This is a genomic window from Vibrio sp. 1167 (assembly GCF_033340375.1).
GTDB lineage: Bacteria > Pseudomonadota > Gammaproteobacteria > Enterobacterales > Vibrionaceae > Vibrio > Vibrio alginolyticus.
On the sequence record NZ_JAWOWK010000018.1, the window covers coordinates 21,198 to 45,582 of the forward strand.

Here is a 24,385-nt window from a genome sequence, read left to right on the forward strand (position 1 = left end):
TCTATACTGGCCACAGAGTAAGGAATGAGGGTTAGAAAGTGGGTTATTTAGGCGCTAAAAGTGGAAGCGGGGTGTTTCAGACAATTATCAATCTAATACCGCCACACGATACTTATATCGAAGCATTTCTTGGTACGGGTGCAGTCATGAAAAGGAAAGCCCCTGCTCAAAAAAATATTGGCATCGACTTAAACAAGAAATGTATAGATGAATTTGACTATGCTGCAGCAAGCTTGATTTGTGGTGATGCTTTTGATTATTTACGTACCCATGATTTCGAGTCCAGTGGTAGAACGGTTGTCTATGCCGACCCTCCTTATGTCCCTGACACGCGCACCAGTTCAGCTAAATATGATTATGAACTCACTAATGAGGACCATATAGAACTACTGGAAATACTTTGTAGCTTACCTTGTTATGTCCTTCTTTCTGGTTATCGCAGTGACCTATACGACGAACACCTAAAGGATTGGTGGAGTATAGATTTTCAGTGTATGAGTCGAGGAGGGGTCCGAACAGAAACAGTGTGGTGCAACTTCAAGCCTGGGGACATTCATTACCATACGTTCGCAGGGACAAACTTCACCGACAGACAACGCATCAAAAGAAAGGCGGCTAGATGGGCCAACAATTTTAAGTCTTTGCCGCCAGGTGAAAAGCAAGCCGTTTTATCAGCAATTTTACAATCGTTGTGAGAGAGTAATAAATTCGTTACCAAGTAATAAATCGTTACTGAGTATTAAAGTATCATAATAAAATGGCAGCGATCGCAATCGATACGCTGCCATTCCTAAATCTAAAATGCCCCAAAACAATTCAGAGCAAAAGATCTTGCTCAGTTCGAACCTAGTAATTTCCCCTATCAAAAGTTATCCGAAGGAGTTTGGGCACCAGCATTTTTCTGAAATCATCAGGCATCATACAATCTAATCTCTGTTAACTTTCATTAACCTATTGATTACACGTTGATGTGGTATTAAAAAGGTTACATGATAGGAATATGAAAGGCGGCTAAAATCCGCATAGAAAGCGTTATGCAATTTGAGGACTTCGTTTGAAAGTAGGTATAGAGACAGTTCACGAGTTACGTGAAAAATTAAAATTTGAGCGGCAACGAGTTACTCAAAGTTATCACCCTTATGATTTCTTCAACTTTGTGGTCACTGCATGGCACTTGCACCACGACTGGATTAAAAACGATAAACAAAATCGGCCTAACTTGTTTAATAAAAAAGTTAATCAAGCGCCGCCACAAATGAAGGAACTAGTTAATGCTACGCGCGATCTAGCAAATGGTTCGAAACATTTTCGATTGGACAAACCTAGCGATGAAAAAAAGGTTGTTACAGAGGTCCACAAACCAGAAATTAGGGATCATTTTACTTACGTGTTTGGACCTCAGCCTGGAATTTCAGTAGCGAACGCATATTAGGGGTAGACAGGGAAAACGGAAAATATCCTACGCTAAGCACGTGGCCACCGGTATTCTCCGGTCAGAGTTATGTAATCCCCCATCCGAGTGGCGAAATATGCTGTAGCGTGACCTTATTAATATAAGAGCCCTACGACAAGACAACTTTTCTTATATATTCATAAGCGTATTATTTGGAGCTGCAGTCCTTGTCCGTTAATAACTTCTTTACATCTAAGATTTCTATTAACCCATCGTAACTCTCAGCAAACCCTTCCTGAGCTGGCGGTAGTACTTTAATTTTAGCGCGGATAAAGATGGGCTGGTAAGGGCTTTTTCGCACTATAGCTTTATTAAAGCTTGCTTCATTCAGCGGCTTAGTAATAGCCGTTTTACCTGTTGCCCAATATTGATAATTTGAAGCGCACGGCTCAAATGACACCACCTCATGCCCCCAAGTGTATAAACCATCAAGTATTATAGTATCACCCACTTTTAACTCAGAAGCGTCTCTGTAAGGCGTCCTTACAAGGGGTAACTCTGCTTCTATCTGCTCACGCTGCTTTTTCAGCATATAATTACTGGACGGCTTTCCATTGGCATCGACTAGCCATACCCTGTTTTCACCAACCATCCATGTGCGCTTATCCTCGCCTCGAAAGGTAATCCTGCTACCGGAGTCATCCCAGTCGAATAGGCCTTCACTACGAAATATGCCATCTTTTTCCCCTAAATACGTTTCCTCAAGCCTGTAATAGCCACCTTCGCTGACCGTGAGAATCATCTTGATACCAGGACAGCTCGCGCAAGGAATCGTACCAATGTAGACGCCATCCCAGTCCACAGCATTTTTAGTACTATGTGCTTGGTCATAAAGGTTATTAGTGGTTCTTGCTGACAAGTCATCCCCTGAGACATCACTTACCACCGCCTCTGAAAGCGGTAGTAGAGATTTCTCGTTTGAACTGCAGCCAGCGAGGAAATAAAAGGCCAATAAATAAATAGTACCAACGGCGATACGTTTAATTACTTTCATTTTCACTGCCCTAGCCCAAAAACAAGCTCTTTGTCTGACGTCAGAATAGTAGCGCTGTCTCTGGAGTCATTTTCAGGGTATTTCACGCCGTCAAATTTAAGACGAGCATCGCTAGAGGGGTAGCCACCACCGCTCTTTCGTACAATGATGTCTCTCATGCCAAAAGATGTTAGCTTAGAAAGATAAATAGGTTCGTTTACGATAGGCGTATTGCTTATAAAGCGTAACGTTTCGTCTTCACACAACAGAGCCACTAATGAGCAACCCGCGTTGCCACAATAACCGCTCTCATAGTTCATTAATATTAAAAAATCAGGGCAACTGTCACCATTAAAATCTATTGCCTTAGATTGATAGTGTTCTATTTTGATACCCGCATCGTCCTGTTGCAGGGTGTAAAGCACTTGATGATTAAGGCGATACAGTAGCCATTCATCAAATGTTGAGCCCCCCGGCAGATTACAATAGCCTCTATCACCTTGATCCGCTTTTTCTATAGCGCTTTTACCACCAATTAAGCTGCAGTGCGTCGATGCAGGATTAGCCAAAGCCCCTAGACTCTCTGCATGCTCCAACGCGGTATTAGAGCATGCAGAGATAAAGAGGAAAAAACATAATGCAGTTATATTCTTCAAGCTGTCTAACCAGGCTGCTTTATTTTTAATTATGCGATTCATTAATTTATTTACCTCTGCTTTGTTGCTGTATAAACACACCCTCCCCAGAAGAATATACTTCACGGAGACGGCACGTATTAAATATGACTTCATTATACTGCTCCGATCATTCTATTCTTCGCTAGTAGCCGTGTAACAGTTGAAGGGTGAACTCTGAATAGTCGGGCGGCATCAGCCGCTGTTTTCGTCCCTGACGTAACAAGCGAAATTATTTCATTTTGTTGTTGTGGCGTTAGTTTGGGTCGCCGACCACCAACTCGCCCTTCCTTTCGCGCTGACTCAAGCCCAGCTTTTGTTCTTTCTCGTAGCATCGCTCGTTCAAATTCCGCAAACGACCCGACAATTTGCATCATCATTCGACCGGCTGGCGTTAAGGTGTCAATGGATTCTGTCAGGCATTAAGAATGCCGCCCCTGCTTTCTCTACTTTCTCAAGAATCATTAAAAGGTCTTTTAGTGATCTTGATAGCCGATCCAGTTTCCATACGACAAGCACGTCTCCTTTGCGTAACTGCTCTAACAGACGTTGAAGCTCTGGCCGATCCCAACGACCACCGGAAGCCTGTTCATGAAAAATCAATTCACACTTTGCTTTTTCAAGGGCGCTAACCTGAGCCTGAGAGTCTTGTTCTTGTGTCGAAATGCGAGCGTAACCAATATGCATGATTGCGTTTATCTATTGCCATTTGTTTTGATTGTGCAATATATTTATGCAACGCACAAACCCTTGTTTTTCCGTTACGACTAATACTGTTGCACAAACTAACGTTTATACAAAAGAGGAAGTGATGCCCAGACGACAATTATTGACCAAGATGGAAAAAGAAGCGCTGCTAGCAATCCCCTCCGATGAATCGGGACTCATTCGGCTAACAACATTCAGTGAACACGATTTATCTTTAATTAAGCGACACCGAGGCGAATCCAACCGGCTAGGTTTTGCGCTACAATTTTGCTATTTGAAATATCCAGGCTGCGTGCTTGAAAAAGGTGCTGAGCCAGATTCAGCTCTGCTGCTACGGGTTGCAAAAAGCCTAAAAACAAAACCTGAGCAGTGGCAGTTTTATGCAGAACGTTCTGCAACTCGTTGGGAGCATTTACAAGAGCTGTACGGTTATTTGGCAATACGTCCCTTCACACAAGATGATGATCAAGCGGTCATTGATGCCCTGACTGAGTTAGCTACGCGCACGGATAAAGGCATGGAGTTGGCCAAGGCGATGGTTTTCTGGTTGCGTCAAAACAATATTATCGTACCCTCAATATCAGTTATTGAGCGAACATGCACCACGGCCCTGACGCAGGGAAAGCGTCAAGTCTATGCGTTGTTGAATGATGCGTTATCACGCCAGCAAAGACGAGCATTGGACGGATTATTAGAGCGGCACGAAAGCAGCCATATGACAGAGCTCGTTTGGTTACGCCAGCCACCGTTAAAAACCAATGCGAAGCATATTTTACTGCATATTGAGAGACTTAAAATCCTGGAGAGTTTAGAACTCCCCAATGGTATTGACCGACTCATTCATCAAAATCGATTATTAAAGCTTGCCCGTGAAGGCAAGCAAATGACGTCCAAAGACTTGTCCAAACTGGAAGCAGCACGTCGTTACGCAACACTGACCGCTATAACAGTAGAGGCGCGAGCCACTGTCATTGATCAAATCATCGATTTACACGACCGTATTATTAGTAAGCTATTTAGCAATGCAAAACGTACTCAAGCAGACAAGCTCCAGCAATCGTCAAAAACGATTCATGCCAAACTAAGACAATTCCACCAAGTTGGCCTGGCACTTATAAAAGCAAAACAAGCGGGTCAAAATCCATACGAAGCAATCGAGCAAATTTTGCCCTGGAATCAATTTGAGACTAGCGTCAATGAGACACAGTTATTGGCCAAACGAGAAGATTTTGACTCCCTTTATTTGGTTAGCGATGGTTATCGTGCCTTGCGTAAATATGCCCCCGCAATGTTAAGTGTATTGCAAATGAAAGCAGCGCCTTCAGCCTCTGGAATTCTGACAGCTGTAAATGTTTTACGTCAAATGAATGAACAACAGTCCCGTAAAATACCGGAAACCGCGCCAACTGACTTCATACCTAAACGTTGGAGAAAGCTGATCTTTACTGATGAGGGTGTTGACCGGCGTTACTACGAAATATGTGTTCTTACTGAATTGAAAGGGGCGTTACGGTCAGGCGACATTTGGGTAACAGGATCACGGCAGTTTAAAGACTTTGATGATTATATGGTGCCAATGCCACACTTCAAAAACCTTCAAGCTACCAACGCATTACCTGTTAGCATCAGTATTCAAAGCCATGATTATTTGGAGCAACGATTAACATTACTTAGCGAGCAATTAGAAGTCGTTAATGATCTCGCCATCACCGATAAATTGCCCGATGCATCCATTACAGAAGTTGGGCTACGAGTATCTCCTTTAAAGAAAATAGTTCCCGACGAAGCGGCTGCATTGAGCACTCAAGTATCTGGGCTTTTACCGAGTATTAAGATTACGGATTTACTCATGGAGGTTGATAGTTGGACTGGCTTTACTCGTCATTTCACCCACTTAAAAACAGATAATGAGGTAAAAGATAAAACGCTATTGCTAACCAGTATCCTCGCTGACGGCATCAACCTAGGGCTTAGTAAAATGGCTGAATCTTGCCCTGGCACGACATATTCCAAGCTTGCGTGGTTACAAGCATGGCATGTGCGAGATGAAACCTATTCATCGGCATTATCTGAGTTGATTAATGCACAATCTCAGCATCCATTCGCGAAAAACTGGGGTGATGGCACAACATCATCATCTGATGGACAAAACTTTAAGGTTGGTGCACGCGGCGATTTTTCTGGGCGAGTCAATCTGAAGTATGGACAAAAACCAGGTGTGCAATTTTACACCCATATTTCAGACCAATACGAGCCGTATCATGTACAAAATATTAGCACCGCAATACGTGACTCAACACATGTCTTGGATGGTTTGCTATACCATGAATCGGATTTGAGAATTGAAGAGCATTACACCGATACCGCTGGCTTTACCGATCACGTATTTGCTTTAACCCATTTGCTGGGTTTTCGCTTTGCACCCAGAATCAGGGATCTTCACGATAAACGGTTGTTTATTCCTCCAGGAGAGAAAAGTCACTCTGCATTATCCTCCCTAATTGGTAGCAAACTCGATATAAAGCTGATTCAAACTTACTGGGACGAAATATTACGTCTGGCGACATCAATCAAACAAGGTACTGTCACGGCTTCGTTAATGTTGCGCAAACTGGGGAGTTATCCTCGACAGAACGGGTTAGCGCTCGCATTGAGGGAATTAGGGCGTATCGAGCGTACTTTGTTTATGTTGGAATGGATGCAAAGCACCGAGTTACGGCGGCGTGTTCAAGTGGGGCTGAACAAGGGCGAAGCACGTAATGCTTTGGCCCGTGCGGTTTTCTTTAATCGCCTTGGAGAAATCCGAGATCGCAGTTTTGAGCAACAACGTTACCGTGCCAGTGGCCTGAATTTAGTAACAGCGGCTATAGTTCTATGGAATACAACTTATCTGGAGAGAGCTGTCCAGGCACTCAAAGACCAAGGCACTGATATTAATGAAGACCTGCTACAACATATCTCGCCACTCGGATGGGATCATATAACTCTGACTGGAGAATACCGGTGGCCACGTGCTTAGCGTAGGATATTTTCCGTTTTCCCTGTCTACCCCTATTACACTATTGGAGAGTTGGTCGATATTCTCGATGAGTATTTTGAATGGTTGTTTGATGATCTTATTCCAGCTGATAGCTTTCCAGATAAATTGCAAAAAATGCTTATGGCTAGGGTGCTCTAAAAATTTGCATAACAAATTGTTCAAGAGTGATTCGGCACGCGTGGCATTTTTACTATGCGTTGTTTTTAGTGGTCAAGGTGGCATGCGGGATCTTCGGTATTGCGCGCCTCACACCTTAACAAGGCTACATGGTTCATTGGAGGATTAGCAGATTGAAAAGAGATATGGCTTTAATCAGAAGATTACTTCTTTCTATTGAGAAGCATCCTGACCGAATTTCTGGCTTTAATTTTGAAAACTATAAGCCAGAGGACATAAATTATCATGTTGCTTTGTTAATTGATGCCGGATTATTGGAAGGTGATTACGTTAGAAGTCACTCCTCCTCATCGATGGCTCCTGCAAGGTTTGTTATAACTAGTATGACTTGGGCTGGGCATGAATTTTTAGATAACTTGCGCCAAGAAGATGTATGGAATGTTATCAAAACTAAGTTCAAGGACGATAGTGTGGCAACTGTTATAGCAGTTGCAAAAGATTTGGCTGCGAATTTTGCTAAGAAAAAGCTTAAAGGTCTTATGGATGAAAATGAACCATAACAAACGCTTTAAGACGGATTCGCAACGCGTGGCATTTGTAGTTTACGGTAAGTGTAGTGATTTAGGTGGCGTGCAGAAAGAGCGGTTTCAAGAGCAAAATTACAAGCTCGATCTTCAGCTAAGAAAATTGAAACCACCTCTATGAATCACACACATAAGCCTAACGTTTAAGGTTTCAAGATACTTTTTCTAATCCAAATCTCGCGCGTTAGAACCCATACTCTAACGTGCTTTTGTCCATCAACGTGTCAGCTTGCTCTTAGCTGGCACGAAAATGCCCCTTTATGCGTTAGACCCTTTACTCATTCACACCCTGTTAATGAGATTTCCCCCTATTAAAAGTTATCCATTCATCTAATTGTGTTCGTTGAAAATCCTGTGCTGTATTGCGGCGTAAATTGTACTGAACTATCAAGGTTCGCTGTAAAACGTATTCCTCTTTCGAGGTGGTCGAGGCATGAAAGAAAAGAAATCGACGACATCAAAATGCAAATAAGCTGTTAATATAATGATCTTGTCCATGGAAAGAGTGCCACTATAAGCATATAATTTCATCGCTTTTATGTTTGGGTAGGAACACGATGTTAAAACCAAAAATTAATGCAATACATTTTGGCGATGTTTACGCTGAGAATGAAATTCTATACTTGAAAGACTACAAAGATTACTTTTATAACATCGGGAATTGCATCGAAAAGATACAGTCTCAGAAAAAATTTGTAGTCATAGGGCGTAAAGGAACAGGAAAGACCCTCCTCGCACACGTTGTATGTGAACGAAACAGAGAGCAATCATTAATAGCTGAGGTCGAATCACTAAAAGACTTTGTGTTTCATGAGCTTATCCATTTTCAGGGAGCGGACATTTCAACTACTAAGTATGTGCCAATATTTGAATGGATGATTTACATTAATTTAGCCAAGCACATAGTTAAAAACAATTCTGATTTTGATGAGCAAAAGATTGCGGTTTTGCGCGAGTTTCTGGCATTTTTAGGTCATGTGGCTGGCGATTTGAAGCCAGAAAAAACTATTGAACTAACACGAAAATTGGAAGAAAAAGCTGAGGGGAAAGCAACGTTTTTTTCTTTTGCTTTAGGTCTAGGTTCAGTTGAAGGTACAACAATCAAAGAAGGTGCGCGTAGCTATCTTGAGAACTTAGAGAACTTAAAATCATTCGTTAACTCAAAAGACCTTCAGCCCGGTGGAATCAATTACCAGGTGTGCGATTTCACCCCGGGTGGGCGTTTTGAAACTGATATTAACCGACTTTGCCCGCCTGCTGACACAGCTGTAATCCGGGCAGCGTAGCGGAACGTTCATCAGAGAAAAAATGGAATCAATAAAGCCCTGCGCAGCGCGCAGGGTCAGCCTGAATACGCGTTTAATGACCAGCACAGTCGTGATGGCAAGGTCAGAATAGCGCTGAGGTCTGCCTCGTGAAGAAGGTGTTGCTGACTCATACCAGGCCTGAATAGCTTCATCATCCAGCCAGAAAGTTATGGAGCCACGGTTGATGAGGGCTTTATTGTAGGTGGGCCAGTTGGTGATTTTGAACTTTTGCTTTGCCACGGAACGGTCTGCGTTGTCGGGAAGATACGTGATCTGATCCTTCAACTCAGCAAAAGTTCGATTTATTCAACAAAACCAGTTACAGCCCTTCGGCGATGATTCTCGCCGCTGAAGCCAGCACATCGCGGCGGCTCTCTGCGTTCTGTTGCGGCTGGGTAAAATAGGTCACCAGAACCAGCGGCGCACGACCCTGCGGCCAGATCACCGCAATATCATTGGTGGTGCCGTAGTCGCCGCTGCCGGTCTTATCACCCACAGTCCACGACGTCGGTAAGCCGGCCCGAATGCTGGCTGCGCCGGTCGTATTGCCTTTGAGCCACGTCACCAACTGCGCCCGCTGGGTTTCGCCCAGCGCATGACCCAGCGTAAGCTGACGCAACGTCTGCGCCATCGCCCGCGGCGTGGTGGTGTCTCTCGGGTCGCCGGGAATGGCGGTATTCAGCGTAGGTTCAGTGCGATCCAGACGAAACGTCTCATCGCCGATCGCGCGGGCAAAAGCCGTCACGCCTCCCGGGCCACCGAGCTGGGCAATCAATTTGTTCATGGCGGTATTGTCGCTGTACTGCAACGCGGCCGCGCTCAGTTCTGCCAGCGTCATTGTGCCGTTGACGTGTTTTTCGGCAATCGGATTGTAGTTAACCAGATCGGCAGGCTTGATCTCGACAGGCTGATTAAGCAGCTGCTTTTGCGTTTCACTCTGCTTAAGCACCGCCGCGGCCGCCATAACTTTACTGGTACTGCACATTGGAAAGCGTTCATCACCGCGATAAAGCACCTGCGTATTATCTGCGGTATCGATGAGCGCGACGCCCAGCCGCCCTCCGCTGCTTTTCTCCAGCGCCGCCAGCTTTTGCTGCACCGCACTCGTCTGCGCATAAAGCGGCGCGCTGCCCAGCAGCAGCGGAATGCACGCCGCCGCCGCGAACATCATCCGTTGCACTCTCTTTGTCACCATCTCAAACTCCCAATACGGTCAATCCGTGTTACATCAGTATTCCCTAAATTCCACGTGTGTTTTTTATTAGCTTCAAAAATCACTATTTCACGAAGAATTTAGACTGCTTCTCACACATTGTAACATTATTTACAACCACCTTTCAATCATTTTTGATAAATCATTGATTTCATCTTTGCTGCAATGATACTTAATAAACTCTGCAAGTTATCCACAGAGCAACACTCAATTTTATTGATGATATTCTTATTATACCAGACATTTTTCATACACTCCCTTGTACGGATAGTTTTCCGACAACTTCATGATTACATATCTTGCGGTTTTGATTATTTTTGCTGCAAGAAATACATACTTCAAACGAAAGGTCTTTATTTGCTGTCTGTATTCTGAAGAGTCCAAGGAATCAAACTTGAACAACAAAAATAGGTTATATGAAAGCATCATCATTCGGAACCTTCTAAAAGTGATAATTGTGCTCTTTCTTTTTCTGGTTTCAGTACGCGAGATACGACAAATCTTCTGTCTTTTTCCCATTTAACTAATTTTGTATACAGTTCTGTAGTTTCTCTACCTTCTTCTCCTTTAACGAATACAATTGATGAATTCGTTGCTTGTGAGGTGAGTGTAGAATAACTTTTGGCTTTAATTAAATATTTGCATCCAAGAGATTCTATCGTTTCGATAATTTTTTCATCAAAGTAGCCACTATCCATTCGAAATAAAATTTCTAAATCGTCTGATTTGATGTTAGCAACAATTTCTTTGATCATTTCCGCAGCACCGTTTGCAGTGTAAGTATTGCCACTTCTTACAAATCCGGTAACATATGCTTTTAATTCGTCGCAAAATGCAAATTGGATATTGTAGCATCGGTTTCCCAGTTTCTTAGGATTATATCCTTTTGACGCACCTTCTTGATGACCTTCTACGTTAATTACACTACTATCAATATCAATCGTAATGGATGTCAATTTACTTTTAGTGAGCAGTTTTTTAAAGACTTTAAAATTAATGTCTCTAAACATTTGGGTTGTCTTGAAGTTGAAGTTTCCTAGAAACCGTGACACTGTTTCAGGTTCTTTTACGGAAATATCAAACTCGTTGACGAGGGGATCATTTTGAAGTAGCTTTAGACGTTCTAACTTATCAATGCCAATGAAGTGACCGCAGAGCATGGTCTTTATATGATTCATCTTGATTTTATTTGTTGAGTCATTATCAAATACGAGGTCATTTTCAATAAAATCAAAAATCCCATTGCTTTTTGCATTCTCAAGGAGCAGAAAAAGACCTGCATTTGATGTTAGATTCTTAGCTTTGAAATCAATTTTATTAATCATAATTAGAACCCCTTTTTACTACTTTTCTTACTATTATTTTACCATATATCGAGTCATAAAAGCTGATAATTTAACATATTTTTGAGCACTTTTCTTTCACCCAATGGGTGAAAGCTGAATTTCGAAGGAATGCATATTTATCAAGGCTTTGATTATGCTTTTTGAAGTACTGACGTAGAATCTAGGTGTTAGCCACTTTAATGTCAGGAAGCTTAAGCTCTGTTAGTGTTTTGGCTATTCTCTCTCCTCTTGGAAGACTGGTTGAAAGAGCCAGGAATATTTCCAATAACCCATTAAGTCAATCCCTCTACACTGGGCGCACCGATGAGTTTGGCCAAATAGAGTTTGCTTTACGAATGATGCAAGCTGAAACAGGCGCCATAGTAGGTCGCATAGGTGATGCATCAAATCGGCTTAGCGAACACACCCGAGGCCTACTAAAGGATATTGAGTCAAGCAATGTACTTACAGTTGAGCAGCAGGCAGAGACAGATCAAATAGCAACGGCAGTAAACCAAATGGTGGCAAGCATTCAAGAGGTTGCGAGCAATGCACAGCATGCTGCAGATGCGGCCGGAAGAGCAGACACTGAGACGGCATCTGGCCAGCGTCTGGTAGCCCACACAAGCCAGTCAATCACTGCCCTTGAAGGTGAAATTAGGCAAGCCACTCAGGTTATTCATGAGCTTGAAGGTCAAAGTAACGAGATATCAAAAGTTCTTGACGTTATACGAGGGATCGCCGAGCAAACGAATTTGTTGGCACTCAACGCAGCAATTGAGGCCGCGCGTGCTGGTGAGCAGGGGCGTGGTTTTGCTGTTGTCGCCGATGAGGTTCGCAGTCTTGCTGCTCGCACACAGCAATCGACAACGGATATTCAAAGCATGATCAGCGCTCTACAAGAGCGAGCGCAATCCGCTGTTACAGTCATGGAGCAAAGTAGTCGGCAAGCGCACACGAGTGTAGCTCACGCAGAGGAAGCAGCTACAGCTCTTGATGGAATTGGCCAACGCGTTAACGAAATTACCGACATGAACGCGCAAATAGCGACTGCGGTCGAGCAGCAGGGAGCAGTAAGTGAAGACATAAACCGCAGTATTATCAATATACGCGATGCTGCTGATACCAATGTACAGACCGGGCAGAATAATTTGCAAAGTGCGAAATCTGTCGCTCAGTTAACTAGCGCTCTGAGCGAACTGGCAAAACAGTTTTGGGAAAAACGAGGATAACGCTTTTCAGTATCTCGACAGGGATAACTTACTTTACCATCGGTTATCCCTTTTAGCCGCACAAATTTTAGCCATGGCTTTTCAGGAAGTCAGGGCTATCAGAATGGCCTTAGAAAGCCTAGTCAAAGAGCTGTCACGAGAACACCGTTAGCTTAGCGTACGATTTTTTCCGAATTCTGCGGTTCCCCCGTTAATAGCAGCAAAAGGGCGGGTCAAGGCCGCACACTTTCGACACGACGGTGAAACATGCAATGAATCCCTCAACGAAATTCCACAAATCCCCGCTTGGCATCACTTCCACCTCAACTATCCACTAGAGATCATCGACGCCTTAAAAGACGGCTATCAAGCGGATAGCAAGTCACCAAACGTGTTTCAACACTGGAAGTCTGGATTACATCGCTTTCCACGTGCGGCCAAAGAAGAACTGTTTAGCCGTGACGACTGGACAGATAATCTCACCTTTACCGATACAGCTAGAACCATCCTTGGCAGCTTACCGCTACTAGGGTTTAGCCAGTGGATGCGTAACACCTTACAAATGCGCGTTCACACCTTGCGCGAAGCAATAGATCAAGGTACAAAGCATCGAGCGTGGCTTGAAATTGAGGCGCACCGTCAGCAAGCTATTCTCAAAGCATCGCTCTATCTGTTTGAATACCAACTAGCGGATAAAACCGTGATTCATAAAGTTGGGAGAACATCGAGAGCGCCAGAACAACGCCTGAAAGAAACGGTACTCGATCTAGAAAAAGCCACAGAAAAAGCCGTAATAAAAAGCACGGTTTTGCGTAAAGTTGCGAATTGTGGTCACGTTGAAAAGTATGTTTTTCATCGTTACAACAATCAGTTAGCTAACATTAGCTCACACACGGAATACCTGGTACTTGATGCCAAATCATTGAAGCGATTGAAAGCGGAATTTACCAAGCTGACCAACAACCTAGAACCCTTTAACAAAGCAGAACGATTCATTGTTACAGGCCGTTGGAAGTATGAAGAAAAACGCCTCGCAGCGTCTAAACGCGGCATCGAGCTAACCCAACGCGAAAGTGGTAAGTTTGGTCGGCCTAAAGGCTCTACGACCAACACTGATGACTTTCTGATAAAGCACTCTGATATTGTCACCAGTTTAGAACGTGGACGCTCTATCAACCAAACCGCAGAGTTTACAGGTAAGGGACGTTCAACCGTGAAGCGTGTAAAAGCTGCCATGAACAAATAGAAAGGGATTCATCGCGAATCCCTTTTTCTTTCTTCATTGCCAAACGTTATCGACTTCGACTTTTTTTCATGGGTTTGGGTACTATCTCAGCCTTTGGGTGTTTCTTCTGAATGTCCGTGAATTTCTCTCCAGAAAACAAACCGATCCACTCACCATCTTTTTTGACAGCTCTATCATAAGATTTTTCTGAGCCAGGGATTTTAATTTCAAAAGCCATTACTTACTTTCTCCTTAACTAACGCGGGCTGCCCGCTTTTGCTTGTGAACTTGTTCTTGATGGAGCACTTGTTTATCCTCGCGCTTCCGTTCTGAATCCTGAATAGCCTTACTTACCGTAGCCCTTACCTGGCGTTCGACCCCTTCTTTGCCTAAAAGACTGTTATTAGCTAAGTCGTTGTAGTCGGTGTGGCGATATAAGTTCTCAATGGCTGACAACTGTTCATCACTCAGTAATGACTTTTTAAGCTCTGTATGCTTATCCTCTGGGGCCGTTTCCAATACCCTCTTTGCTGCACAATGCTCTCGGTACGTTTGAGGGGTAACTTTTGGTAGGTCAACTGGATACTCAGCTTCACCAGGCGCGAAGATTGGAAAGGCAGCTGTTCCACTTACAGCTTTAGCCGCTTCACTTGCCTTTTCTTTACCAGGATTAACACCTGTCATTAACTCTTGATGACGGTCATCATCACCAAAAATCACCATCGGCTTATCTGGAAATACTTCCTGTAGTGCCTTAGCTACTACAGGTAAGTTGCCTGCATCAAAAGTTGCGACAGTTGGAAAACCCAAGGCTTCGGTATTGGTTGCTGCGGTTGCATAGCCTTCATGCAAAACAATGGCCGGAGCATCTTCTAAAGACTTCATATCCCCGCCGACGATATGAAAACATCCCTCTTTCTTGGAGTCTTTTGCAAAGCGTTTTGTACCGTCCTCTTGAATGTATTGCATCGTCCACTGCTTGCCTTGAACATCACTCAAAGGAATGTAAGTTTTTATTCCTTCGGAATCAGTTAGAACGCCAGGAAGGGGCTGAATATTTTTGCGCTCCTGGTAAGGGGTTTGCTGCGTTGCAGGGACCAGGGAAGCGACTTGACGGCTAACTCTATCAGCGGTTGCATTTTGTAAGCGTTTTTGCTCTTTTTCTCTAGCAGCTAATTTCTCTGCGGCCTCGGCTTGTAACTTTGCCTTTTCTTCTGGAGATAAGGCATAGCCTTTTGATTTCCATTTAATATCAATGCCCGTTCGATTATTCCTGATATAACCTGCGGGGTGGCCGTCAAGATGACCGACATAGAAACCTGAACCAGCACTATGGCTCAAACTATTTTTATCACCAGTGGTACGTATACGGTGCTTTTTGCCGTCCATAATGGGATGCTCTCCATCCACTTCACAACCTACAGACCGCAAAGCTTCTGCAAATTCCTCTTTAGGCGTCATCGCTGGATCTTGTTGGGTTTGGACCCTATCAGGCGACCAACGGCTCAAACGTTCCTTATCACCATTAGGACCTACATACCAAGATTTAGCGCCTGCATCCCAAGCAGCACCCGCGGCTTTTGCTGCTGCTCTTTCCCCGTAAGGAACAGCTAGATATTGGCGGGATTGCTCGACCTGTTTAGATTGGATTTGTTGATTAGCTTGTACCGATTCCTGATTATCATTGCCCTCCGTGGCCCATTTGGAAAACTGGTTAACATCAACGCCAGGAGGAACATACCAGGAGCGCTGTTCACCATCCCATTTTGCACCAAGTCCTTTAGCTTCGTTCTTCTCTTTAAACGGAACGTTGATATACGTTTTTTCTCCCTCGGCTTGAGTGGGAACTGAGTCTGGTTGCTGCTGGGGCTTCCGTTCCTGTTGCTCAAATTCAGCAATACGCTGTTGTAAATCACCATCGTTGAGCGTTGCGGCCATTTCTGCTGATTTACGGGTTTCTTTAGCGGCTAAAATATCATCATCCGAGCTGTTAGGGTTTAAACGAACACGAATTTCATTTATACGAGCAAATTTAGCGGCTTGTTCATGCTCATTGGGTTCTGACAGGGCATCTACCACACTAAGCAAATTCGCAAGTTCTTCGGCTTGATGTTGAGTATCGAGATCAGCGACCCATTGATGCATTCCCTTTTCATGCTGCGCATACACACCCCAAAATTCAGGCGTAACTCCCTCAGCAGGTTCTACAAACTTTTCGCCGTTTTCATCGGTGTATATAACGTTACCTTGTAACTGAATATCACCAGACCAATCAGCAGGTAGTAAAAATCCAAGATTCTCCTTTGCCACTTCTTCGAAAGATTGAGGTTCTGACTCACCAGAAGCTAAACGCTTTCGTTCTTCCGCAACTAGAGTTAGGGCGCGTAAATCTTCCTGTGAAAGCGTTGATAACACCTGATCACGTATTGGCTGTGTTTGAATTGGTAGCTGCATATCTAAATCCTGATCTTTATTGTCCTCGCTAGGTTTTAACTCAGAGGTTTGTTTCTGGATTTGGGTTTGCTCAATCACCTGTTTCTGTTCCAGGTCCATCACATACCCGCATATTTTTTCAGCATCGGCAGAGGCACGGAATATTTCTAAAGGGTCCTCTTGAAGTGCTTTAATCCAAGAGCCGACATAAGCGGCATGTTGTTCAGGGTCATGACCGATACCCAATTCATCACCTAAGATCATGCTACTTATTTCAGCGCGCAATTCTTCCTTGGCGTACCCTTCTGAACCGAATGGATTTGATAAATCTCGGTCCAGACGCGAACTATGACCAGTCCAATGACCGAGTTCATGTAACGCTGTAGCATAATAATTGTCAGAGGTCGGGAATTGTCCTTTATCGGGTAATTGAATATGGTCAGAAGACGGACGGTAAAAAGCTCTATCACCACCGTGACGAATATCAGCACCAGACGCATTGAGTATCTTTTCAGCTCGCTCAGAAGCATCCCAAGTTTGCTCTTTACGCTCTAAAGGAGGCAATCCGTCTATCTGTTCGCCATTGAATACCGTAGCAAAGAACACCCGCGGGCGTTCTAGCTTGATGGTTTCCTTTACTGGTTTTCCTTTTTCATCAATGACAGGCTTTCCGTTATCATCGAGCTTGGTCCGTTCTTCTGTAAACTTCCAGTATTGGACCCCTGTCCCTTTTTCTTTACCGCGAACTTGAGCACCGAGTTCTTTAGCTTGCTTGTACGTCATCCAACGGTTATCACTTCGTCCCTGAGACATTAGGTGAATCGCGTTAATGCCCTTGTAACGGTTGCCTGTAAGCGGGTTTGTTGGCATGAACCCTGGCGCCCCAGGGTCCCAAGGTTTTTGCCAGGGTGCAGTGCCGGCTTTTAGTTTTTCTATTAGATTATTAGCAACCGTTTCATGAAATGGGGGTTTCTTTTCAGCCATTGGTTAACCCTCCTTAGTATCATCAGGGGCAACGAGATCCAGCAGGTCAGCCGTACTTTCTTCGGCGTCTTGTTCTGATAGAGCATCTTCAAAAAACGCCCCAGCTTTTTCAGCTTCAAGTGGGTCAAACTCCACTTGATAGCCAGGTATCATTGCGTCTTCTAACTTTTCTTGTAGGGCTGCATCTGCGGCAGGTTGATTAGTTGTATTCGTCATTGGGGTTACTCCTTGTCAGTATTGTTACGGCCCTTGCTATAATTAGGGCGCCCTTTCATATCTGGATAAGATTGCTTACAAGTAGGGAAGTTTGAACAGGACCACCAATACTGCCCTTTCTTCCTTGGTGAAGGACGGCGCGATAACCCTGCTCCACATGACATACATTTGAATACATCCGAGATTACAGCCGCTTCTTTACCTCCAGCGATTGCTACAGCTCCATTATTGGCCTTTGCAACCTGGTCTTTGATAAACGCCTCTTGTTTGGTAATAAAGGCACTCAGTTCTGTTTTTCCGGATTCAACACTTTGCAACATACGCTCATAAAGAGCTGTTAGAACCGGACTTTTTACCACTTCTGGCAACGCATCAATCATGCTTCGACCTAAAGTGGTACTCACAATTCGCTTACCCTGCGTTTCCAAGTAATTACGGCGTTTCAGTTCAGCAATGATCGAAGCTCGTGTAGCCTCTGTCCCAATACCATCCCCTTCACGTAGCATTTTTTTATGTTGAGGGTCCGTCACAAACCGATGGATATTTACCATCGCAGTGATTAACGTACCTTCTGTAAACCTTGCTGGCGGCTTCGTCTTGGCGTCTCGTCTGACTGATTGTCCACAATCAATAGCATCGCCTTTTGTCATTCTTGGTAATGATTGTTCATCACCATCTTGATCGCCTTCGTCTTCTTCGGACTCGTCCAAATACACATCATGCCAACCACCAAACGTGACAACCTTCCCTTTAGCCCCAAACGTTTCCCCTTGAACGTCAACAGTGATGGTTGTACTTAGGAACTCATGCACTGGATAAAACTGCGCAAGGTAGGCTCTTACAACCAGGTCATAGATAGCTCTTTCTTTGTCATTAAGTTTGTTCAAATTTCCTTTGTGCATCGTGGGAATGATGCCGTGGTGTGCCGAGACTTTCGCATCATTCCAAGTGCGGGATTTTATTCCCGTATCTGCTCGGTCTATGATGGAAGATAAATGAGGGTTTACCGCTTTCACTGCTGCTAGAACCGCGGGCGCATCTTCAAACTGAGATTCTGGCAAATACGCACAGTCAGTTCTTGGGTAAGTAGTTAACTTGTGTGTTTCGTACAATGATTGACACGTATCTAGTACATCTTGAGCACTGAACCCAAATTTTCTTGATGCCAAGGCGGTCATATCAGACAAGCTAAAAGTAAGCGGGTGATTTTGCTTCTTGGCTTGTTGGATATAATCTGTGATTGTTCCAGGTTTACCGCTCAGGGACTCAACTAGCTTATCAGCAATCTGTGTGTCGATTAGACGGCCTTCCTCGTCTAGCCCTTCCTGATCTTCTTTCGCTTTCCAACCCGCCCAAAAACTGCCGGACTCATGTTTAATTTCAGCTCGAATAGTATGGAACGGTATAGACTTGAAAGATTCGATTTCACGGTCCCTATTCACTACTAGAGCAAGGGAAGGTGTTTGTACGCGGCCTACTGTCAATAAAGCTCTTGAGCCGCCTCTTTGTGCTCTCAAAGTGTACGCCCTGGATAGATTCATACCTATCAACCAATCAGCTTTACCTCGCCCTTCCGCAGCATGGGCGAAGCCGTGAAATTCGCGGTTATCTTTCATGTTGGTTAACGCACGTTTAACAGATACGGAGTCAATAGCGTTAGCCCAATAGCGAAGAACTGGCTGTGTACTATTGAAATGCACTAGCAATTCATCAACAAGCAATTGCCCTTCACGGTCAGGGTCCCCAGCATTCACAATTTGAGTGGCAGACTTGATCAACTTGCCGATAGTTTTCACCTGTTTTTTGGCGTCGTCTTTGGGTCTTAAAATCCATTGTTGAGGAATAATTGGGAGTTCTTCAACACGCCATAATTTTCGGCCTTTGTCATTCGTAGGTACATCGTCCGGTGTATATTCATCCGGCCCAGCTTGCTCCAGCATGTGACCAAAACACCAGGTAACTCTATCCTTGCCACATTCAATAAAACCGTCACCCTTACCTGTTACTCCTAGCTCTGCGGCAATGGCTTTTGCTACTGAGGGTTTTTCTGCGATAAATAATCTCATACCTTTTCCTTACCAAGTGAATACTGGACGAATAACCGCTTTCACTTGAGAACGATTAACAGGCCCAAAATAACGGGCATCAAATGAGGTTCCGCTAACATCCGACATAAGCAGTAATTCAGAGTTACCAAGCGTGTACTGACTTGTTTGGTATCGAGGCAATTCTCTCCCTGCTGGGTCCGTAGTTTTTAACTTGCTGTGTTTCAGCAAGCTACCTTCAACTAAAACCCCTTCATCAGTGATTTTTACGGTGTCACCTTTAGCCGCTAAAATTCGCTTCATCATGTAGCCATAGTCACCTGGACAGAATCCGGCGGCGATGTAACCACGTTCTTTTGCAGTAGCAAACACACCAATTTCAGGCGGGCAAAAAAGAACATAAGCCCCTTTTTCTATTGGTGCGTCAGTGGTCCAATACAGGCCGACAGGAATGCTTTTTGTTGTGTTGATTCGAGCACCAGAGAAATAACAGGTTGCTCCGAGCACCATAAGAGACGCGCCAACAATTGCGACACCTGAATAAATTCGCTTCATCATATTTGAATCCCTTCCTCTACTTGCTCGACGACTCGTAACTTATCGCAAACTTTAGGCGCTTCAATTTGGGCGCGAGCAAGAAAAATAGGGTCTTTGAAGTAAAGAGGTTGTTTGCCATAAACCGCGGGATAACCCGCGACATACACAACCATATCGCCCGCGGTATCAATATCACCCTTGGCGTTTTTAACTGGCCCAGGCATACGCAAACATTCGTCTGGCGTTAACAACGGTCGTTGTACTTCTTGAATAGTTCGAGATACTTGCCCTAGTAGCGCAGAAGTACGGCGCCCACTGGTTGTAATCTGCTCTTTTACTACAGTTGTTTGGCCCGTTAATCGAGACAAGTGTTCGGCGGTTTCGATTCGGTTTGGCGGGTATGCGTTCTGAACGTGACAGTTAGATGTGATGGTTTCATCAGGGCCATAACCTGTTTCACGGCTTTTAAGTTGGTTTAAGTCCTGGCAAATCAAGTAACACTTAATCCCATAGCCCGCAACGAAAGCTAGTGATTCTTGCAATATTTCTAGCTTCCCTAAACTTGGGAACTCGTCCAGCATCGCCAACAGTCTGTGTTTGTAATGGGCTACAGGTCGGCCTTTCTCAAACGTCATTTCATCAGCCAACAGGCGAATGATCATGTTTACCAATATTCGGACCAATGGGCGCAAACGGGCTTTATCATTTGGTTGCGTAACAATGTAAAGGCTGACAGGGTTATCATGGTTCATCAGATCTCTAATCTTGAACTCAGACTCACTCACGTTTCGAGCTACCACTGGATCGCGGTAAAGAGCTAGATATGATTTTGCGGTCGATAGAACAGAGCCACCTTCTTCCTCTGGTCTATCCATCATGTCACGCGCAGCAGAACCAACCGCAGGGTGGTTTTGACCGTCCACATGACCATAGGTAGCCATTTCCATCCAAAGTTCGCCTGTGTCGCGCTCAGGGTCAGCAAGCATTGCATCAACCGCAGGAAGGGTCGCGGGTGTCCCTTCGTTTTTAGCTTTGTATAAAGCATGTAGAATTACACCAACCAAAAGTGCAAAGGCGGTTTTTTGCCAGTGTGATTCCATGCCTTTACCATCGGGGTCTACAATCAGCGTTGCTAAGTTTTGAACGTCCCCTACTTCGTATTCAGTGCCTATTCGGATTTCGTCTAACGGGTTCCAATGAATACCGCCGTAATTTGATGCAGGCTCAAAACGCAAAACTTTATTGTTTGCGTACTGCTGACGCCAGCCCGCAGTCAAAGCCCAAAGTTCTCCTTTAAGGTCTGTAATCACGGCACTTTGCGCCCAGGAAAGCAATGTAGGAACAACAAGACCGACACCTTTACCCGAACGTGTTGGCGCATATGTTAAAACGTGTTCTGGACCATTGTGGCGCAGGTAGTAAAAGTTTCCTTCTTCATCTTCCCAACCCCCAACATAAACACCCGTTGAGCTTGGTGCGTCTTTACCTGTCACAACTTCCAACAGATTACGGTTACGAGGTAATAAACCCGCAGATTGAATATCTTTCTTACCCGCCCAACGTGCGGAACCATGCAAATATTCATTTGCTTTTGAGCTGTTATTGGTGACTACCTTTGTGATAGTCACACCCAACAGACCAACCGAAGTCACAACCATCCCAACGCTGGCCGCTTCCATAAACTGATTGGGGTAATTGCTATACCAATCACTCGCCCAATTTAAAATTTTCCAGGGTGCGTATACATTATTAATATTTGCCCCTAGCGACTCTTGATAATTAAAAGAGTGTGCAAAGTATTGGGTCGCTGACTGTAAGCCAACAGCAATCGACACGGCTCCCAAAGCGGGCAATGTGCGATTTTTGCTTGTTTTTTTTGCCCTGACTTGAGGACCAACTGCATTGTTTATTTTTGGATTCATCTGCTCCTTCCTTTTGATTTGTTGAGCGAACCTTGAGGGGTAACTGTCACAGCTTCACCAATTCGCACACGCTTCATGCGCTGAGCGGTAGCCTTATCAATTGGAAGCACTAGAACTTCATCACCTCTGTTTAAGAGGGCCAAAGCCTGTCCCTCCACGTTACGGATGCCGCCATAAGTAAATGCACCTGGTTGATTATTATAGCGTGAATGCTTCGGTATATCGAAACCTTTTGCACGTTTTGACTCGCGTTCAGATAAATATTTATTTACAGCGACCTCGCCAGGGTTTAGTCGTCCCCCCCCAGAAACTCCCCATCGCAATTGGTTATCTGGTTTGGTTCCTTGGTGCTCCAACTGACCAGAAACATCACTCGGCAGTAACATTTCACTTCTTCGGGCGAAGCGAACCACACTGAGTGAGGACAACGTTCGCAGACGGTTTTTTGCGATGGACGGCGGGTTTCGTCCAATGCCTGTAACGTTGGGCTTTGGCTTTCTGAGGACATTGCCGCCATCATTTCCGGCGTTGGCTCCACCGACTGAGTTGCTTGTACTTGGGGCGCTATCTGCTCCGTTGGTGTTGCTTCGGTCGTCGTTTGCGATGGTTGTTCTGGTTCCTGAGTCGGTGTGCTCGGTAATTCCTCGTCCAAGGCGGCTAGTGCTTGGTCGATCAGATCTTCCTCGTTCAGTTCTTCCGGTTGTTTGTTCTCGTCGGTCATGATTATTCTCCTGATTCAATAGGTCTTGCCTGCGGCGCTCCATGCCCGCATCAGCAAAAGTGATTGGTAGATTTAAAGTGGCGGCAGTAAAAATCACCTGGGCTTTAAACTGAGCTGACCCATTAACAGTAATTCGACTGCCATAACGTTCTTTAGCTAACAACAAAGCATTTTTGAGCGCTTCATTTGTAGCTTCTCTTGAGATTTGAAGTTTCTCCCCATCGTCACGAATAGCACTTTTACCTGCTCTATAGATAATCGTGCCTTTCTTGGTAATGTTATCCATGACAGGGGCGTAACCTGGCTTGTGTTCAAAGTGAACAGCTCCAAGTGAAGACATTGAACGGAGACGATTTTTAGCAAATGCAGGAGGCTTTTTCCCGATTGGGGCAACATTAGGCTTGTTAAGGCCCTCTAAGTTGACAGGGGAGCTTTTTTTCTGCTTCCCGCTAATCACATCGCCTTTAAGTGCCTTAGCCTTGTCACGCGCTCTCAGAGCTTCTAAAGCAGTCTTATTACCTTTCAAAGATTCTTGTTTAAGCCAGTCAGCCCACGCTCGACGTTTATACTTTTCATACAACGCTTGGCGCTCTAATTTATTGGCCTTATTGATAGCCTGTATGTCAGCTTTAAGTGCTTTATGCGCCTGGGAATAAAGTATTTTCTTATTTAGACGACTTTCACCCATTAGCTTTATCGCAGCTCTACGGAGTCTGTTTTTTCTCTTAGCAGCCTCGATGCGACTATCTTTTCTTCCCTTGGCGTTAATCCATTCAATCTTTCTTGCCGCGGTTAGTTGTTTTTGTTCTTCTTGATACTTCGCATATAACTCAGTCGTGTTTACTTTGAATTTCGTAGGTCGTTTTTCATATCGGCGGCGTTTATCTTGGGGAGGAACGGGATTGTTTATTTGTTCAAATTCACCTAATTTCTTTTCCAACTGCTGCTTTGATAAATCCCTAGCTAAAGTGCTTGCCTTCACTTGAGTTCCATCAGCAGATTCAACAACAAAGCCGTTACCTTGCTTGCGAATTTCTAAGCTGTTTTCACTTAACACCTGGTGAAGTTGCTGCCAGTTTTCAGCGGCCCTAATTTCTTCTAAGCACTCACGCTTAACCCAACTAACTAGGCTTTCTATACCAGCGTGCTTTTCCATATCAGAGGCTCTACCTTCTGATACGGTTTTAAAACCTTGGTGATTGTCTTTTTCAAGCCCATATTCATTCTCTAAAATATCACTGAGGCTTCCAAACTTGCGGTAAGCCTGAAAGGGTTCGTGCATTGTTTTGTTGGTAGGATGAATTTTGTTTATAGCTATATGAATATGCACATTGTCGGTATCATGGTGTACAGCACTTACTCTTTGGTGTTCAGAGAAACCCAACCCAGAACATACCCTTTCCTCAATGGCTTTTAGAACATCACTATCAGGCTTCTCGCCAGGACGAAAACTGACGATTAGATGATAAGTTTTATCGCCCGTTGCGCGGGTGTTGGTATGCTGAGTTGCAAGCACCTCACCAATAACCGCCTGCATTGTATTAGCATGGCAATTTGTCACATTGACTAGACCAAGCCTTTCAGTCTTACTTTGCTCATCGGTGATATATTTCACCAAACCAGAAAAGTCAGATTTTTTAGCAGAGCGCATCGGAACGTGTTTAATTATCAAAATAGACCCCTGAAATTTTTAGCCG

General features: G+C 44.4%; 18 protein-coding genes and 3 pseudogenes. 7 read left to right on the forward strand and 14 right to left on the reverse strand.

Annotated features, from left to right (window positions below; genetic code table 11):
* Positions 1-38: 38 nt before the first annotated feature.
* Both R7Z78_RS22315 and R7Z78_RS22320 read left to right on the forward strand, forming a co-directional pair.
* A complete protein-coding gene (locus tag R7Z78_RS22315; protein WP_012774866.1) occupies positions 39-695 on the forward strand; it encodes a DNA adenine methylase in 657 nt (218 codons plus the stop codon).
* Between the two features lie 359 nt (positions 696-1,054).
* On the forward strand, positions 1,055-1,432 hold the full coding sequence (locus tag R7Z78_RS22320) for a hypothetical protein (protein WP_169628998.1): 378 nt from the start codon (positions 1,055-1,057) through the stop codon (positions 1,430-1,432).
* 169 nt (positions 1,433-1,601) lie between these two features.
* Here R7Z78_RS22320 and R7Z78_RS22325 read toward each other — a convergent pair whose 3' ends face one another.
* From R7Z78_RS22325 to R7Z78_RS22340, 4 genes are read right to left on the reverse strand one after another with little or no spacing between them, the layout of a single operon-like run.
* Positions 1,602-2,447, reverse strand: coding sequence for a copper resistance protein NlpE (locus tag R7Z78_RS22325; protein ID WP_169628999.1), 846 nt, complete (start codon positions 2,445-2,447; stop codon positions 1,602-1,604).
* A gap of 2 nt (positions 2,448-2,449) precedes the next feature.
* Positions 2,450-3,217, reverse strand: a complete 768-nt coding sequence (locus R7Z78_RS22330; protein ID WP_212668986.1) for a DUF333 domain-containing protein — start codon at positions 3,215-3,217, stop codon at positions 2,450-2,452.
* Positions 3,217-3,480 (reverse strand): recombinase family protein, encoded by a 264-nt coding sequence (locus R7Z78_RS22335; RefSeq protein WP_318117000.1) that lies wholly within the window; start codon positions 3,478-3,480, stop codon positions 3,217-3,219. Before R7Z78_RS22335 ends, R7Z78_RS22330 begins: the two co-directional genes overlap by 1 nt.
* Before the next feature lie 22 nt (positions 3,481-3,502).
* Positions 3,503-3,787 (reverse strand): recombinase family protein, encoded by a 285-nt coding sequence (locus tag R7Z78_RS22340; protein WP_282960979.1) that lies wholly within the window; start codon positions 3,785-3,787, stop codon positions 3,503-3,505.
* Between the two features lie 124 nt (positions 3,788-3,911).
* On the opposite strand from R7Z78_RS22340, the gene R7Z78_RS22345 reads away from it, so the two are divergent.
* The 3 genes and pseudogenes from R7Z78_RS22345 to R7Z78_RS25055 form a co-directional block, all read left to right on the forward strand.
* The gene (locus tag R7Z78_RS22345) at positions 3,912-6,827 is read left to right on the forward strand and encodes a Tn3 family transposase (RefSeq protein WP_169629008.1); all 2,916 of its coding nucleotides are present in this window, start codon (positions 3,912-3,914) and stop codon (positions 6,825-6,827) included.
* 311 nt (positions 6,828-7,138) lie between these two features.
* A complete protein-coding gene (locus R7Z78_RS22350) occupies positions 7,139-7,525 on the forward strand; it encodes a DUF2513 domain-containing protein (protein WP_169629000.1) in 387 nt (128 codons plus the stop codon).
* Positions 7,526-8,106: 581 nt separating this feature from the next.
* A pseudogene (locus R7Z78_RS25055) lies at positions 8,107-8,655 on the forward strand (hypothetical protein); the annotation flags it as partial.
* A 57-nt stretch (positions 8,656-8,712) separates the two neighbouring features.
* Here R7Z78_RS25055 and R7Z78_RS22355 read toward each other — a convergent pair.
* From R7Z78_RS22355 to R7Z78_RS22365, 3 genes and pseudogenes are all read right to left on the reverse strand, one after another.
* A pseudogene (locus tag R7Z78_RS22355) lies at positions 8,713-9,096 on the reverse strand (IS5-like element IS903B family transposase); the annotation flags it as partial.
* A gap of 79 nt (positions 9,097-9,175) precedes the next feature.
* Entirely contained in the window at positions 9,176-10,051 is an 876-nt protein-coding gene (locus tag R7Z78_RS22360; RefSeq protein ID WP_001617865.1) for an extended-spectrum class A beta-lactamase CTX-M-14, read from the reverse strand.
* Positions 10,052-10,300: 249 nt separating this feature from the next.
* Positions 10,301-11,394 (reverse strand): annotated as a pseudogene (locus R7Z78_RS22365) (IS1380 family transposase).
* 200 nt (positions 11,395-11,594) lie between these two features.
* Between R7Z78_RS22365 and R7Z78_RS22370 the strand changes: the two are divergent.
* Both R7Z78_RS22370 and R7Z78_RS22375 read left to right on the forward strand, forming a co-directional pair.
* Positions 11,595-12,626: a methyl-accepting chemotaxis protein gene (locus R7Z78_RS22370; protein ID WP_014342102.1), complete on the forward strand. Its 1,032-nt coding sequence runs from the start codon at positions 11,595-11,597 to the stop codon at positions 12,624-12,626.
* A gap of 370 nt (positions 12,627-12,996) precedes the next feature.
* Positions 12,997-13,851, forward strand: a complete 855-nt coding sequence (locus R7Z78_RS22375) for a GIY-YIG nuclease family protein (protein WP_237306412.1) — start codon at positions 12,997-12,999, stop codon at positions 13,849-13,851.
* A 46-nt stretch (positions 13,852-13,897) separates the two neighbouring features.
* Here R7Z78_RS22375 and R7Z78_RS22380 read toward each other — a convergent pair whose 3' ends face one another.
* Genes R7Z78_RS22380 through traI form a run of 7 tightly spaced genes read right to left on the reverse strand, consistent with a single transcriptional unit; the run spans position 13,898 to position 24,360 of the window.
* Positions 13,898-14,068, reverse strand: coding sequence for a hypothetical protein (locus tag R7Z78_RS22380; protein WP_165761826.1), 171 nt, complete (start codon positions 14,066-14,068; stop codon positions 13,898-13,900).
* 14 nt (positions 14,069-14,082) lie between these two features.
* A complete protein-coding gene (locus R7Z78_RS22385) occupies positions 14,083-17,247 on the reverse strand; it encodes a zincin-like metallopeptidase domain-containing protein (protein ID WP_169629001.1) in 3,165 nt (1,054 codons plus the stop codon).
* A gap of 3 nt (positions 17,248-17,250) precedes the next feature.
* Complete coding sequence (locus tag R7Z78_RS22390) at positions 17,251-17,463, reverse strand: hypothetical protein (RefSeq protein WP_012774823.1); 213 nt, start codon at positions 17,461-17,463, stop codon at positions 17,251-17,253.
* 5 nt (positions 17,464-17,468) lie between these two features.
* Positions 17,469-19,529 carry a DNA topoisomerase III gene (locus tag R7Z78_RS22395; protein ID WP_012774824.1) on the reverse strand — a complete coding sequence of 687 codons (2,061 nt, stop codon included), beginning with the start codon at positions 19,527-19,529 and terminating at the stop codon, positions 17,469-17,471.
* A 9-nt stretch (positions 19,530-19,538) separates the two neighbouring features.
* Positions 19,539-20,066 carry a conjugative transfer signal peptidase TraF gene (gene traF, locus R7Z78_RS22400; RefSeq protein ID WP_012774825.1) on the reverse strand — a complete coding sequence of 176 codons (528 nt, stop codon included), beginning with the start codon at positions 20,064-20,066 and terminating at the stop codon, positions 19,539-19,541.
* Positions 20,063-21,967, reverse strand: a complete 1,905-nt coding sequence (locus R7Z78_RS22405) for a type IV secretory system conjugative DNA transfer family protein (RefSeq protein ID WP_012774826.1) — start codon at positions 21,965-21,967, stop codon at positions 20,063-20,065. The genes traF and R7Z78_RS22405 overlap by 4 nt, the downstream gene beginning before the upstream one ends.
* The gene (traI, locus tag R7Z78_RS22410; protein ID WP_169629002.1) at positions 21,964-24,360 is read right to left on the reverse strand and encodes a TraI/MobA(P) family conjugative relaxase; all 2,397 of its coding nucleotides are present in this window, start codon (positions 24,358-24,360) and stop codon (positions 21,964-21,966) included. The genes R7Z78_RS22405 and traI overlap by 4 nt, the downstream gene beginning before the upstream one ends.
* Positions 24,361-24,385 lie beyond the last annotated feature (25 nt).